The organism is Thermosulfuriphilus sp., from assembly GCF_054026695.1.
Window position 1 is genome coordinate 1 of sequence record NZ_JBPMLP010000021.1, and the last position, 11,390, is coordinate 11,390.

The window sequence follows — 11,390 nt, forward strand, 5'->3', positions numbered from 1 at the left end:
TCACCATGAAGAGTCTCTACGAGGGGAAATACTGCGGTGCCTGTCACAATGGAGAGATGGCCTTTGCGGCCAACACCAAATGTACCACCTGCCACATAGGCGTCAGAGGCTACAACCGCCTCATGGGGCCCAAGCTCCAGGCCTATCAGGAACATCATTAAAAAAATCTAATTTTAAGGAGGTTTCATAACTATGGCCAAGGCACCAGATAGAGCAATTACCATTCCGGGAATAGGCGTCGCTGTAAGCCCGGCCTACGCAACCTTGGTGGCCATCTTTGGTCTGATGACCGCCTTGGGCCTTGCGGCCGGTCTCCATGCTATGGTTAAAGGACATCTCCATACCCTGGGGGTAACCAGAGAGGTTCCCTGGGGGCTGTTGATTGCTACTTATGTATTTTTTGTGGTTACCTCTACCGGTCTTTGTCTGGTTTCTTCGATCGGACATGTCTTCGGGGTCAAGAGCTTGATGCCTATTGCTAAACGATCGGTTTTTCTGGCTATTGTTACTATTATGAGTGGTTTTCTAGTTATCGGGTTTGAGATCGAGAATCCCTGGAGGATGCCTATTTATAATCTTCTTTCCCCCAACCTGACCTCCAACATCTGGTGGATGGGCACCCTCTATGGGGCTTATCTCTTCTTTATGTTGGTAGAGTTTGCCCTTCTTCAGAAGGGGCTTCACAAACAGGCGGCTCTTTCCGGGCTTATGGGTGTGGTTGCTGGTGTGGCTGCCCACAGTAACCTCGGAGCTGTCTTTGGTCTGCTTAACAGTCGGGAGTTCTGGCATGGCCCTTATATGCCCATCTATTTTATTGCTTCGGCTATGATGAGCGGGGCAGCGGCTATCCTTTTCTTCACCTGGGTTGCCTATCGTCTGAATGATTGGCAGATGAGCTCCCAGATGGAGAAATCTCTACGTAATACCGGAAAAATTTTTGCTCTTCTCATCGCTGTGGTGGCCTTCTTTACCTCCTGGAAGATCCTCTCCGGGTTGGCTGGCAAGCCTCCAGGAAAATATGAGGCCATGATGGCCATCATCAAGGGGCCTTACGCCCTCAACTTCTGGGCTATGGAGATCATGGCTGGCTTGGTAATCCCCTTTGCCATCGTGTTGGCGGCTCGAGCCCGTAATATTCCGGCCATGGCCTTGGCCGGTGGTCTTTGTATCTTGGGGATCTTTTTCATGCGCTATGACTTGGTTGTGGTCGGTCAGATTGTTCCTCATTTTCACGAACTTGGTGTTGTTGGCCCAGAGTATTACAGCTATATGCCTAGCCTTCACGAGATTCTTATCGCTCTTGGTGGCTTTGGTTTCTGTGGCATGGCCTTCCTCATGGGAGAGAAACTCTTCCAGGGCCATGTTTCTGAAGAACACTAATTTTAGAAGAGTATAGGGGAGGGTTTTTGGGAAGGGGATCCCCTTCCCAAAAACCCTTTTTCTTCAAAGTCCTTACAAGGATCGAGGTGGCTATGACAGAAGATAAAATGACCCTTCCTATCTATCCTATTGGAGTGGCTGCTCAACTCTTAGGAGTCCATCCGCGAACCTTAAGACTTTACGAAAAAGAAGGACTTATCAAGCCCCATTATCGTGGTTCTCGACGTTTCTTTTCTCAGAGTGACCTTCAGTGGATATCCTGTTTGCGCATCCTTATCCACAAAAAGGGAATCAGCATTCCTGGTCTGAAGATGCTCATTCAACTTACTCCCTGCTGGACCTTAATGAACTGTCCCGAAGAGCGGCGCCAGCGCTGTCAGGCCTATCAGAACTATCTTCCTGAGACCTGTCAGCGGTGTCGCCAGGAACCATCTTCCGTGGTCTGCGGCACCTGTGAAACTATTTTGGAGGCAACGGGGGGGAGTTAATCCTCCTCGGGTCTCACTATCCCCTCCCTGTCGAAAGGCCCTCTTTTGAGGGCCTTTCCTTTATTAATTTTGGGGTAAAATGCAAGGGCCCCTTGCCAGTCTTAAAGCCTTTCAGAAAACACCTCTCGAGTTATTCTTCCCCATAGGAATAATCAAGACTTGTTTGCTTTCCAAAGCCTCTCGGGGAGTACCACCCTTTAATCGGGGACAGAAGACCTGAGCCCTTTAGACGGATTTTTAATCGAAAAATTGGTATTTTCTAAGATTTTTTAGTAAAAAAACTTAAGGAGGCTCCCCTCTTGAGGCGATTAGAATAATAAGGAGGGATGAGCCATGTCAGGGAGGATATGGGCTTTTAAAGTAATTGACAGGAAGGTCTGGATCGGAGATGAGATGCGACGGCCGGCGGTGACCTGTGGCTGCAATGAACCCTTCATGGGGCGATTCTGGTGCCCGGAGAAAAAGTGGTTTCGGAAGACCCCTTGTCCGTTTGCCAGTCGCTACGAGTGTCTAAGCTTCCGCTGGCAGTGTGGTTGTCTGGATTAAGATCCTTCCCAGATTGATCTCTGCCTCAGATGGGCGAACATAAATAGGGCTTAAACGCTTTAAATCATCACTCTGGCCTTTCTTTAGGCGTCTGGCTGCAAGGATCCCCACGGTGGTTGGCCTTACATGATTAAGATGGGCCGGAGCAAAAAAAGCCTTCCCCTTTAAGTTGTTTCTGAAGAACTCTCCGTAGATCTTAAGACCGGGACCGAGGAAGTAGATATCTTCTTTAAGGCCTTGGAGCTTCTCACGCCAGTCTTCAGGGCTTATTGCCAGATAGTCTGTCAGGCGGCCTCCATTAACGTAAAGGGCGGTATAGATCTGGGCCTTTTTGGCATCAAGTACTGGACAAACTGCTCCTGTAACCCAAGGAAGATGGGCGGCTAAGGCATCAAGGGTAGGGATTCCGACGATGGAACATCCTAAGGTATAGGCTAGTCCTTTGGCGGTGGCCAAGCCGATCCTTAAACCAGTAAAGCTTCCTGGTCCAAGACTTACGGCCACGGCCTTCAACTCCTGGATCTTAAGCCCCTGGCGTCTGAGGAGTATCTCTGTCGCCCAAAGGAGTCTTCGAGAGTGGGTTTCTGGGCCACTTAAGGTGAACTCCCCGAGGATCTCCTCCTCATCAAGAAGGGCTACCCCGCCGAAAGGCTCTGACGTCTCTATGGAGAGGATTAGGTATCTTGGCATCAGCGTTGGCCCAGAATCCTGAGAATGTCATTGTAGAAGACAAAAATCATCAGGGCAATGAGAATAACCATCCCGATCTGCTGAGCGATCTCCCGCTTGCGAACGGAGATGGGCCGGCCAATAAGGGCCTCAAGGGTAAAAAAGAATAGATGTCCTCCATCAAGGACTGGAATGGGGAGGAGATTCAGAATTCCTAAGTTTACCGAGAGCACACCGGTGAAGAAAGCTAGATTAGCCAGCCCAGCCCGGGCCTGTTCTCCAGCCATCTGAGCAATGAGAATAGGCCCTCCAAGGGTTGAGAAGGGGATGACCCGCTGGATGAGTTTTATGAATCCCTGAACAGTAAGGGAGATGATGGCCCAGGTCCGCTCCCCGGCTTCTTTCAAGGCCTCAAAAGGCCCTACCTTCTCTTTAGCAAATTTGCCGGCAGCAGTGATTCCGATTATGGGGACAGCTATCTCCTCGCCAAAGATGTTCTTGACTTTTTTGATCTCCGGAATGACCTTGAGCTCCAGGATCTTTCCATCTCGCTCGATCTTTAGCCTTATGGGACGCTTACCCCCCTTTTTGATAGCTTTGGAGACTTCTTCCCAACGGTCTACCAAGCGGCCGTCAACAGCAATGATCTTGTCTCCAGGGGCAATTCCCGCGGCCTCAGCCGGACTCCCTGGCTGAACCTGGGCAACTACCGGCAGAAGATAGGGGATTCCGGAGAAGAGAAAGGTCCCTGCAAAGAGAAACCAGGCCAGAAGGAGGTTGGAAAGGGGGCCCGCAGCAACTATCAGGAACCTTTGGCCCAAGGGTTTGTTGCCGAAGGCCCGGTGGGCCTCCTCTGGGGCAATAGGATCATCACTCCCTTCCCCCAGCATCTTTACGTAACCCCCCAAAGGGACTAAGGAAAGACAATAGTCGGTATCTCCTCTGGTGAATCCCCAGACCCGAGGGCCAAAACCCAGAGAAAAACGCAATACCTTGACGTTGAAGAATCTGGCCACCAGAAAATGACCGAGCTCATGGATAAGGATAAGTACACTTAATACCAAGATGACAGCCAATGCGGGGGACACCTTTTAAAAAACCTCCTCCATTATTAGAGCCTCGGCCTGGATTCGAGCCAGAAGATCTACGTCCATGATCTCTTGAAGACTACAGGCGTCTTTTATCTCTACCATAGAAAGAGTTTTTTGCACTATGGAGACAATAGCCGAAAAGGGAATCTGACCAGAAAGGAAGGCCGCTACGGCTATTTCATTGGCCGCATTTAATACCGTTGGGGCTGTGGCCCCCTGGCGGGCCGCTTCATAAGCCAGCCTTAGGGCCGGGAAACGTTCAAAATCTGGTTCCTCGAAGCTAAGGGGAGATACCTCGGGCAGACTGAGCGGTGAGAGATCAAGGGGAAGTCTTTCCGGCCAAGCTAGGGCATAGGCAATAGGGATTCTCATATCGGCAGGACCTAATTGGGCCAATAAGGAGCCGTCTCTGTATTCTACCAGGGAATGAACGATACTCTGGGGATGGATAAGGACCTTGATCTGTTCTAAGGGTATCTGGAATAGATAATGGGCCTCAATGACCTCGAGGCCCTTGTTCATCAGTGTAGCCGAATCCACTGAAATCTTGGCCCCCATCTTCCACCGGGGGTGGTTTATGGCCTCTTGGGGGGTAACTTTCTGGAGCTCTTCAGGGGATGATCTTAAAAATGGTCCCCCTGAGGCCGTAAGAATCAGATTTTTAACCTCTTCAGTTCCTTGGTTACAAAGGGCCTGAAAGATGGCCGAATGTTCGCTGTCAACGGGGATGATCTTTACACCTCGCCTTTGAGCTTCCTTCATTACTAAGGGGCCGGCCATAACCAAGGTCTCTTTGTTAGCCAAGGCAATGTCCTTGCCGGCACAGATGGCCTCAAAGGTAGGGAGAAGGCCTACGGCTCCAACCAGGGCTGAAACCACCATTTTGGCTTGAGGCCAAGTGGCCACCTCTATAAGACCTTCTCGGCCGTAAACGATTCGGGGGGGCTGGTCAAGACGGCTACGAAGGATCTCGGCTAGATCCGGCCTTTTAACGGAGACAATCTCTGGCTGAAATTCTTGGATTTGCTGGATCAAGAGCTCGATGTTTTCTCCCGCCGCTAAGGCTACCGCCCGAAAACGATCTCGAAATCGCCGGATAATATCTAGCGTATTTCGACCAATTGACCCAGTTGAACCCAGAATAGCTATTTCCTTCATCTTATGTAGCCAGTCAATAGAAAATGGCCTTAAGGCAATAATAAAGGGCCGGTGCGGCTATAATCAAGGCATCCAGGCGGTCCAGAATACCCCCGTGGCCTGGCAAAAGGCGACCTGAATCCTTGACTCCCACAGCTCGTTTGATAATTGACTCAAAAAGGTCTCCACACTGTCCTATAAAACCTAAAAGGAATCCTAAGCCGGCAAAAAGGGGCAATGAGGCCTCAAAAAAAAACTTTCCCAAGATGACGGCCACCACCGTTGAACCCAACAATCCCCCTAGGGCCCCTTCGACGGTCTTCTTAGGGCTTATCCTGGGGGCCAAGGGCCTTTTGCCCAAGGATCGACCGGTATAATAAGCTAAGGTATCTTCGGTAAAAACTACAGCCATAAGAAAGATGAGCCATTTTCGGCCTGAGGGAAGCTCGGTCACTAAGCCCATGTGGACAAAATTAAAGGGAATGTAAACCAAGCCTCCTAGGAGGGCCAGGAGTTCAAAAAGATATTCCTGACCTGGACGATAGAGGGCCAAAGCTAAAATCACTACCAAGATAAAAGTCCCGTAGACCACAGGTCCGGCAGGAAGCCCGAGATAGGCCGCCGTCCCTACAATTAGGGTAATAAAGATAAAACCTTCCCTGAAAGCCTTTTCCTTTAGGATCAAGGTTCCATATTCATGGGCCCCCAAGACCATGGCCAAGATCAAGGTGCCCCAAAGAAGCTCCCTGGTCCCGAAAAGGATCAGGGCCAGAATTAAAGGAATGAGGATCAGGGCGGTGATTACTCGGGTTCGATGCACTTTATCTGTTCGCTAGTAAGACCAAAACGCCTTTCTCGACCTTGATACTCCTCCAAGGCCTCAAGGAATTCCTTCTCCCGAAACTCCGGCCAGAGAACAGGGGTGATGTAAAGTTCACTATAGGCAGACTGGTAGAGTAAAAAGTTAGAGAGTCTCATCTCCCCGCTGGTACGGATGATTAGATCTGGATCCGGCAGTTGGGCTGTATATAGATAACTAGCAAAGAGGGACTCATCGACGTCTTCAGGCTGGATCTTCCCTTCCAGGCAGGCCTTGGCTATCCTGCGGGCAGCTAGGGCAATCTCTGAACGGCCTCCATAGGATAGAGCCAGGTTAAGGATCATTCCCCGGCCCTGGGCAGTTTCTTCCATGGCCTCTTGCAGGGCTCTGTAGGCCTTGGGGGGGAGAAGTTCTACTTCTCCGATGGCCATAAGCTTGATACTTTGCTTTTTGAGTTCCGGGAGTTCACGCTTGAGATAAAAACGCAACAGCCCCATGAGAGCAGCCACCTCTCGCCGGGGGCGTTTCCAGTTCTCCTTGGAGAAGGCATAAAGGGTGAGGACCTTGATGCCAATCTGCCGAGCCTCTCTGACGATGGCTCTTACAGACTCTAGCCCCTCGCGGTGGCCGGCAATACGGGGAAGCCCCCGTCTTTGGGCCCAACGACCGTTGCCGTCCATGATTATGGCTACGTGTTCGGGAATCTTGTCAGGTCTTAAAGGCATAGTCTCGGGGGATAAGGCCCCAAATTAGAAAGGGGCCTGATAAGGCCCCTTTCTAATTTGGAATTTTTCCATCTAAAAAGACATTATTTCCTTTTCTTTTTCTTCAAGAATCTTCTCTACTTTTTTGATAAACTCATCGGTGACCTTTTGAACATCATCCTGGCCCCGATAAAAGTCGTCTTCAGAGATATCTTTGTCTTTTTTCATTGTTTTTAGCTTATCCAGGGCCTCTCGCCGGACATTCCTCAGGGCTACCCGACACTCTTCGGCCATCTTGCGAACTAGTTTGACCAGCTCTTTGCGTCGTTCCTCGGTAAGAGGGGGGACGTTTATGCGCAAGATCTTCCCATCACTGGTAGGAGTAAGTCCTAAGTCAGAACGCATAATGGCCTTCTCAATCTCAGAGATTATACTGGCATCCCAAGGCTGGATGATGATCGTCCGGCCCTCAGCCACGGAGATTGTGGCCACCTGATTAAGGGGCATAGGGTTACCATAGTATTCGACCTTGATTCCATCGAGAAGGGCCACCGAGGCCCGGCCGGTCCTCACCCGGGCGATCTCCCTCCGGAAGGCCTCAAGAGATTTTTCCATCTTTTCCTTCGTCTGTTTAATGAGGGTCTTCATGGCCACCTCCTCAATTGGAGACCGTTGTCCCCACAGGTTCGCCCCGGACAGCCTTTTTGACACTATGGGGTTGTCTGAGGCTGAAGACCACAATGGGTAGTTTGTTTTCCATGGCCAGAGAGATGGCGGTGGCATCCATGACCTTAAGGCCCCGTTCGAGGACTTCTTGATAGGTTAGATGGTCGAATTTTTGGGCTTGAGGATCTTTAATAGGATCTCGATCATAGACACCATCAACCTTTGTGGCCTTAAAGAGGGCCTGCGCTCCTATCTCCAGGGCTCTTAAAGCCGCAGCCGTATCGGTGGTAAAAAAGGGGTTACCGGTGCCTGCAGCAAAAATGACAATCCGTCCCTTCTCCAGATGGCGGATGGCCCGTCTTCTGATATAGGGTTCGGCGATCTCACGCATATCAATGGCTGACTGAACCCTGGTAGTTATTCCCTGCCTTTCCAGGGCATCCTGAAGAGCCAGGGCATTGATTACCGTAGCTAGCATACCCATGTAGTCCGCCGAGGCCCGATCCATTCCCTTTGAGGCCCCGGCCACCCCTCGGAATATGTTACCGCCACCAATGACGATCCCAATCTCTACCCCCAGACGGTGGACCTCTGCCACCTCTCTGGCGATATCATCCATTACTTCCGGACTGATACCAAAGGAGGCCTCACCTAGAAGAGCCTCCCCAGAGAGCTTCAAGAGAATGCGATGATAGCGGAGATTGTCTTCGACCATAGAGGGCAGCGACACCTTCAGGATTCTTCTCCAACGGCAAAACGGGCAAAGCGCCGGATGACGATGTTTTCTCCTGTTTTGGCCATGAGCTCGTTCAGCAGATCCTGGATGGTGAGATCTGGATCCTTTATGAAGGCCTGCTCCATAAGGCAGACCTCCTTGTAGAACTTCTCCATCTTGCCTTCAACAATCTTGTCAATAATCTTCTCCGGCTTTCCTGATTCTCTGGCCTGCGCTCGGTAGATCTCCTTTTCTTTTTCGATTACCTCTGGGGCTAGGTCTTCGCGTCGAACACAAAGGGGGTTGGCGGCGGCGATCTGCATAGCTATATCGTGGGCAAACTGCTTAAACTCGTCAGTTTTGGCCACAAAGTCTGTCTCACAATTTATCTCTACCATAGCCCCCAACTTGCCGCCGGCATGGATATAGGCAGCTACAGTTCCTTCTGTGGTCGCCCGTCCGGCCCTTTTGGCGGCAACTGCCAGCCCCTTTTGCCGTAGCCAAGCGATGGCCTTTTCCATATCGCCACCGCACTCCTCAAGGGCCTTCTTACAGTCCATCATCCCTGCTCCAGTACGAGACCGAAGCTCTTTTATCATCTGCGTGGTAACCGCCATAATTTTTCCTCCTTTTGTAAGGCTATTATTTTAACCCCTTCTGGAGATTAAGGCTTCGTTAAGAGGCAGGGGAGGCTTCTTCTTGGGTCTCTTCGCCTTCTTCTACGGCTGGGGCTGTTTTTATCTCCTCTTTGACTTCCTCAGAGACCTCTTCTGTTGTCTCTTGAGATCTGGCCTCCTCTTCCAGCAATTCTTCCTCTACCTCTTTGTCTGTAGCTGCTGCCAGGGCCTCTTCATATTTGGCCTTTCCTTCAAGACAGGCCTCGGCAATTTTAGAGGTAATAAGGCGGATGGCCCGGATGGCGTCGTCATTTCCGGGGATAATGTAGTCTATTTCTTCCGGATCACAGTTAGTATCAACGATGGCGACTACGGGGATACCTAGTTTGCGAGCCTCTTTGACGGCAATGTTTTCATTACGGGGGTCAACTATATAGACGGCATCAGGGAGTTCTTCCATATCCTTGATGCCTCCCAGGTTGCGTTCTAATTTCTGGCGGAGTCGATCCATCTTAAGCCGTTCCTTCTTGGGGAAACGCTCGATGGTTCCATCTTCAAACATGGTCTCGATATTTTTAAGTTTCTCGATGCTCCGTCTTATGGTTTTGAAGTTGGTAAGGGTTCCGCCCAGCCAGCGGTAGTTGACATAGTACATCCCGCAACGTTCGGCCTCCTCCTTGATGGAGTCCTGGGCCTGGCGTTTAGTTCCCACAAAGAGAACCTTGCCGCCGGAAGCCACTGTCTCGGCAATGAAATCATAGGCAATGTCGAAAAGACGTACTGTCTTTTGAAGATCGATGATGTGGATTCCATTGCGGGCTCCAAAGATGAAGGATTTCATCTTTGGGTTCCAGCGGCTGGTTTGATGGCCAAAATGGACACCTGCTTCCAGAAGTTGTTTCATGGTCAGTCTGGGCATAAAATAGACCTCCTCGTTAGGTTTGTCCTCCGCCCCTTTCATCTTGCCCCTGGATCCCATAAGGACACCCCAGGGGCAATCCCAGGGCGTGCGTTTTTAATTGTCTAAAAATCGGCTTTATTTAACACCCAGGGTCCCCTTTAGCAAGGGCAAATAGCCCATGGTTTCGGCCTTGAGGAGCCTGACTCCGTTGGCCAGAAAAAGGCGGGCTATCCGCTGAGAGGTGGGGGTAAGGTCAGAGACAAAGAAAAGGTGCTCACCGGTCCTCTCCAGAGTGACCCTGAGTTCTGGTTTTTGATCCAGGAATTCTTTAATCTCTCGGGCCAGCTCCTCTGAAGAATCGATCACTGTTACCCGGCGGCCCATCTTGGCGGCAATGATACCCTTGAGAAGGGGGTAGTGGGTGCAGCCGAGGACCAGGGTATCCACCCCGCGGACCTTAAGGGGCTGAAGATATTTACGGACAATTCTTTTGGTTTCCGGTCGCCTGAGCCAGCCTTCCTCCACCAGGGGAACTAACAGCGGACAGGCCTGACCGAATACCCGGACGTCTGGGGCCAGTTCTTTAATCTTTCTCTCGTAGATGCCACTTTCAATAGTCGCCCTGGTGCCAATGACTCCGACAAGTTTTTTGTGGGTGACGGAGACCGTCTTTTTTACGGCCGGGGTAATGACTTCGAAGATAGGGATTTTGGGATAGCGCCTTTTGAGGACTTCTGTGGCCACTGAGGCGGCTGAATTGCAGGCAATGACAATGATTCTGGCCCCGTGAGAGAGGAGAAATTCCGTGTCTTCTATGGCGTAGGCAATGATCGTCTCTGGGCTCTTGGTTCCATAAGGGGTTCGGGCTGTGTCTCCAAAATAAAGAAGTCTTAGGCCAGGAAGAGCCTTAAGCAGAGCCCTGACTACCGTAAGGCCTCCTATCCCGGAATCAAATATACCGATCAAACGGCCCTCCTCAGGGCAACCGGCATGATGGTTGTCAGCCGAAGCTTAAGGCTACACTCGGGACAGAAACCAAGTTGTTTGTAATCAGTCTCCATGACCCCTCGGGAAGGATACATGACGCAACGGAGGTGGGGGCAGTGTCCTAGACCTGAAAGATGGCCCAGAATGTGGAGGGCCTCTTTGGCCAGACGCTCACAGAGAAGGGCCTCTGGTCTTTCTCCAAAGAGGAATTCCTTAAGCTGAGACAAGGATATGATGCCTGCCTGTTGAAGATACTGGACTTCAGAGAGGATATTTTCGCGGCTCTCAGAATAAATGTCTACGTCAGCTAGACCAATGAGGATGTCACCTTGGGGAAGTCTTTGGCGTAGATACTCAATAAGAAAATGGCTATAGAACTTACGTTTAACCGGGTTGAAGGCCGGAAGTGGCGGTGGAAGACTGGGACCGAAATCTACCGGGAAGCTGGTAAGGGTAGAGATCATCTCCCGGAGCCTCTCTAGACAGTTGGCCGCCAAGCTCCCTAAGGGAACAATGATTATCCTCTTGGCAGGGCTCATAAAATCTCCTTAGAGACCGAATTAAATTCTTAAGAAAGATAACTAAAACATATCATGGTTCGGTCTCAAGGGCTATTTGTCTTGACAGGTCCTATCTTGAGATTTAAGAGCCAAAAAGAGTCCCCGAGAG

At 50.7% G+C, this 11,390-nt stretch carries 15 protein-coding genes; 4 read left to right on the top strand and 11 right to left on the bottom strand.

Features of this window, described 5'->3' with window-relative positions:
* The first annotated feature begins 5 nt into the window (after positions 1–5).
* The 4 genes from ACXJJX_RS03035 (at position 6) to ACXJJX_RS03050 (ending at position 2,414) form a co-directional block, all read left to right on the top strand.
* Positions 6–161, top strand: coding sequence for a c(7)-type cytochrome triheme domain-containing protein (locus ACXJJX_RS03035; protein WP_456432053.1), 156 nt, complete (start codon positions 6–8; stop codon positions 159–161).
* 31 nt (positions 162–192) lie between these two features.
* Positions 193–1,380: an NrfD/PsrC family molybdoenzyme membrane anchor subunit gene (gene nrfD / locus ACXJJX_RS03040; protein WP_456431910.1), complete on the top strand. Its 1,188-nt coding sequence runs from the start codon at positions 193–195 to the stop codon at positions 1,378–1,380.
* A 92-nt stretch (positions 1,381–1,472) separates the two neighbouring features.
* The gene (locus ACXJJX_RS03045) at positions 1,473–1,868 is read left to right on the top strand and encodes a MerR family transcriptional regulator (RefSeq protein WP_456431912.1); all 396 of its coding nucleotides are present in this window, start codon (positions 1,473–1,475) and stop codon (positions 1,866–1,868) included.
* Between the two features lie 333 nt (positions 1,869–2,201).
* Entirely contained in the window at positions 2,202–2,414 is a 213-nt protein-coding gene (locus tag ACXJJX_RS03050; RefSeq protein ID WP_456431914.1) for a hypothetical protein, read from the top strand.
* Here the strand turns inward: ACXJJX_RS03050 and tsaB are convergent.
* The 11 genes from tsaB to ACXJJX_RS03105 form a co-directional block, all read right to left on the bottom strand.
* Positions 2,379–3,104, bottom strand: coding sequence for a tRNA (adenosine(37)-N6)-threonylcarbamoyltransferase complex dimerization subunit type 1 TsaB (tsaB, locus tag ACXJJX_RS03055; RefSeq protein ID WP_456431916.1), 726 nt, complete (start codon positions 3,102–3,104; stop codon positions 2,379–2,381). The two genes, ACXJJX_RS03050 and tsaB, sit on opposite strands and share 36 nt — an antisense overlap.
* On the bottom strand, positions 3,104–4,171 hold the full coding sequence (gene rseP / locus ACXJJX_RS03060) for an RIP metalloprotease RseP (RefSeq protein ID WP_456431918.1): 1,068 nt from the start codon (positions 4,169–4,171) through the stop codon (positions 3,104–3,106). The genes tsaB and rseP overlap by 1 nt, the downstream gene beginning before the upstream one ends.
* Positions 4,172–4,174: 3 nt before the next feature.
* Complete coding sequence (locus ACXJJX_RS03065) at positions 4,175–5,332, bottom strand: 1-deoxy-D-xylulose-5-phosphate reductoisomerase (RefSeq protein ID WP_456431920.1); 1,158 nt, start codon at positions 5,330–5,332, stop codon at positions 4,175–4,177.
* Between the two features lie 13 nt (positions 5,333–5,345).
* Positions 5,346–6,131, bottom strand: a complete 786-nt coding sequence (locus tag ACXJJX_RS03070; protein ID WP_456431922.1) for a phosphatidate cytidylyltransferase — start codon at positions 6,129–6,131, stop codon at positions 5,346–5,348.
* The gene (gene uppS, locus ACXJJX_RS03075) at positions 6,113–6,856 is read right to left on the bottom strand and encodes an undecaprenyl pyrophosphate synthase (protein WP_456431924.1); all 744 of its coding nucleotides are present in this window, start codon (positions 6,854–6,856) and stop codon (positions 6,113–6,115) included. The genes ACXJJX_RS03070 and uppS overlap by 19 nt, the downstream gene beginning before the upstream one ends.
* A gap of 72 nt (positions 6,857–6,928) precedes the next feature.
* The gene (gene frr / locus ACXJJX_RS03080; protein WP_456431926.1) at positions 6,929–7,483 is read right to left on the bottom strand and encodes a ribosome recycling factor; all 555 of its coding nucleotides are present in this window, start codon (positions 7,481–7,483) and stop codon (positions 6,929–6,931) included.
* A gap of 10 nt (positions 7,484–7,493) precedes the next feature.
* Positions 7,494–8,216, bottom strand: a complete 723-nt coding sequence (pyrH, locus tag ACXJJX_RS03085) for a UMP kinase (RefSeq protein ID WP_456431928.1) — start codon at positions 8,214–8,216, stop codon at positions 7,494–7,496.
* A 17-nt stretch (positions 8,217–8,233) separates the two neighbouring features.
* Entirely contained in the window at positions 8,234–8,833 is a 600-nt protein-coding gene (gene tsf, locus ACXJJX_RS03090; RefSeq protein WP_456431930.1) for a translation elongation factor Ts, read from the bottom strand.
* Between the two features lie 58 nt (positions 8,834–8,891).
* Positions 8,892–9,752 (bottom strand): 30S ribosomal protein S2, encoded by an 861-nt coding sequence (gene rpsB / locus ACXJJX_RS03095; RefSeq protein ID WP_456431932.1) that lies wholly within the window; start codon positions 9,750–9,752, stop codon positions 8,892–8,894.
* A 117-nt stretch (positions 9,753–9,869) separates the two neighbouring features.
* The gene (murI, locus tag ACXJJX_RS03100) at positions 9,870–10,700 is read right to left on the bottom strand and encodes a glutamate racemase (protein WP_456431934.1); all 831 of its coding nucleotides are present in this window, start codon (positions 10,698–10,700) and stop codon (positions 9,870–9,872) included.
* The gene (locus tag ACXJJX_RS03105; protein WP_456431936.1) at positions 10,697–11,260 is read right to left on the bottom strand and encodes a hypothetical protein; all 564 of its coding nucleotides are present in this window, start codon (positions 11,258–11,260) and stop codon (positions 10,697–10,699) included. Before ACXJJX_RS03105 ends, murI begins: the two co-directional genes overlap by 4 nt.
* Positions 11,261–11,390 lie beyond the last annotated feature (130 nt).

Bases quoted from the DNA above. Each gene is read 5' to 3' on its own strand.
- frr (WP_456431926.1), bottom strand. From the start codon at position 7,483: ATGAAGACCCTCATTAAACAGACGAAGGAAAAGATGGAAAAATCTCTT.
- ACXJJX_RS03050 (WP_456431914.1), top strand. From the start codon at position 2,202: ATGTCAGGGAGGATATGGGCTTTTAAAGTAATTGACAGGAAGGTCTGG.
- tsaB (WP_456431916.1), bottom strand. From the start codon at position 3,104: ATGCCAAGATACCTAATCCTCTCCATAGAGACGTCAGAGCCTTTCGGC.
- tsf (WP_456431930.1), bottom strand. From the start codon at position 8,833: ATGGCGGTTACCACGCAGATGATAAAAGAGCTTCGGTCTCGTACTGGA.
- pyrH (WP_456431928.1), bottom strand. From the start codon at position 8,216: ATGGTCGAAGACAATCTCCGCTATCATCGCATTCTCTTGAAGCTCTCT.
- ACXJJX_RS03045 (WP_456431912.1), top strand. From the start codon at position 1,473: ATGACAGAAGATAAAATGACCCTTCCTATCTATCCTATTGGAGTGGCT.
- ACXJJX_RS03035 (WP_456432053.1), top strand. From the start codon at position 6: ATGAAGAGTCTCTACGAGGGGAAATACTGCGGTGCCTGTCACAATGGA.
- nrfD (WP_456431910.1), top strand. From the start codon at position 193: ATGGCCAAGGCACCAGATAGAGCAATTACCATTCCGGGAATAGGCGTC.
- ACXJJX_RS03065 (WP_456431920.1), bottom strand. From the start codon at position 5,332: ATGAAGGAAATAGCTATTCTGGGTTCAACTGGGTCAATTGGTCGAAAT.
- uppS (WP_456431924.1), bottom strand. From the start codon at position 6,856: ATGCCTTTAAGACCTGACAAGATTCCCGAACACGTAGCCATAATCATG.
- ACXJJX_RS03105 (WP_456431936.1), bottom strand. From the start codon at position 11,260: ATGAGCCCTGCCAAGAGGATAATCATTGTTCCCTTAGGGAGCTTGGCG.
- rpsB (WP_456431932.1), bottom strand. From the start codon at position 9,752: ATGCCCAGACTGACCATGAAACAACTTCTGGAAGCAGGTGTCCATTTT.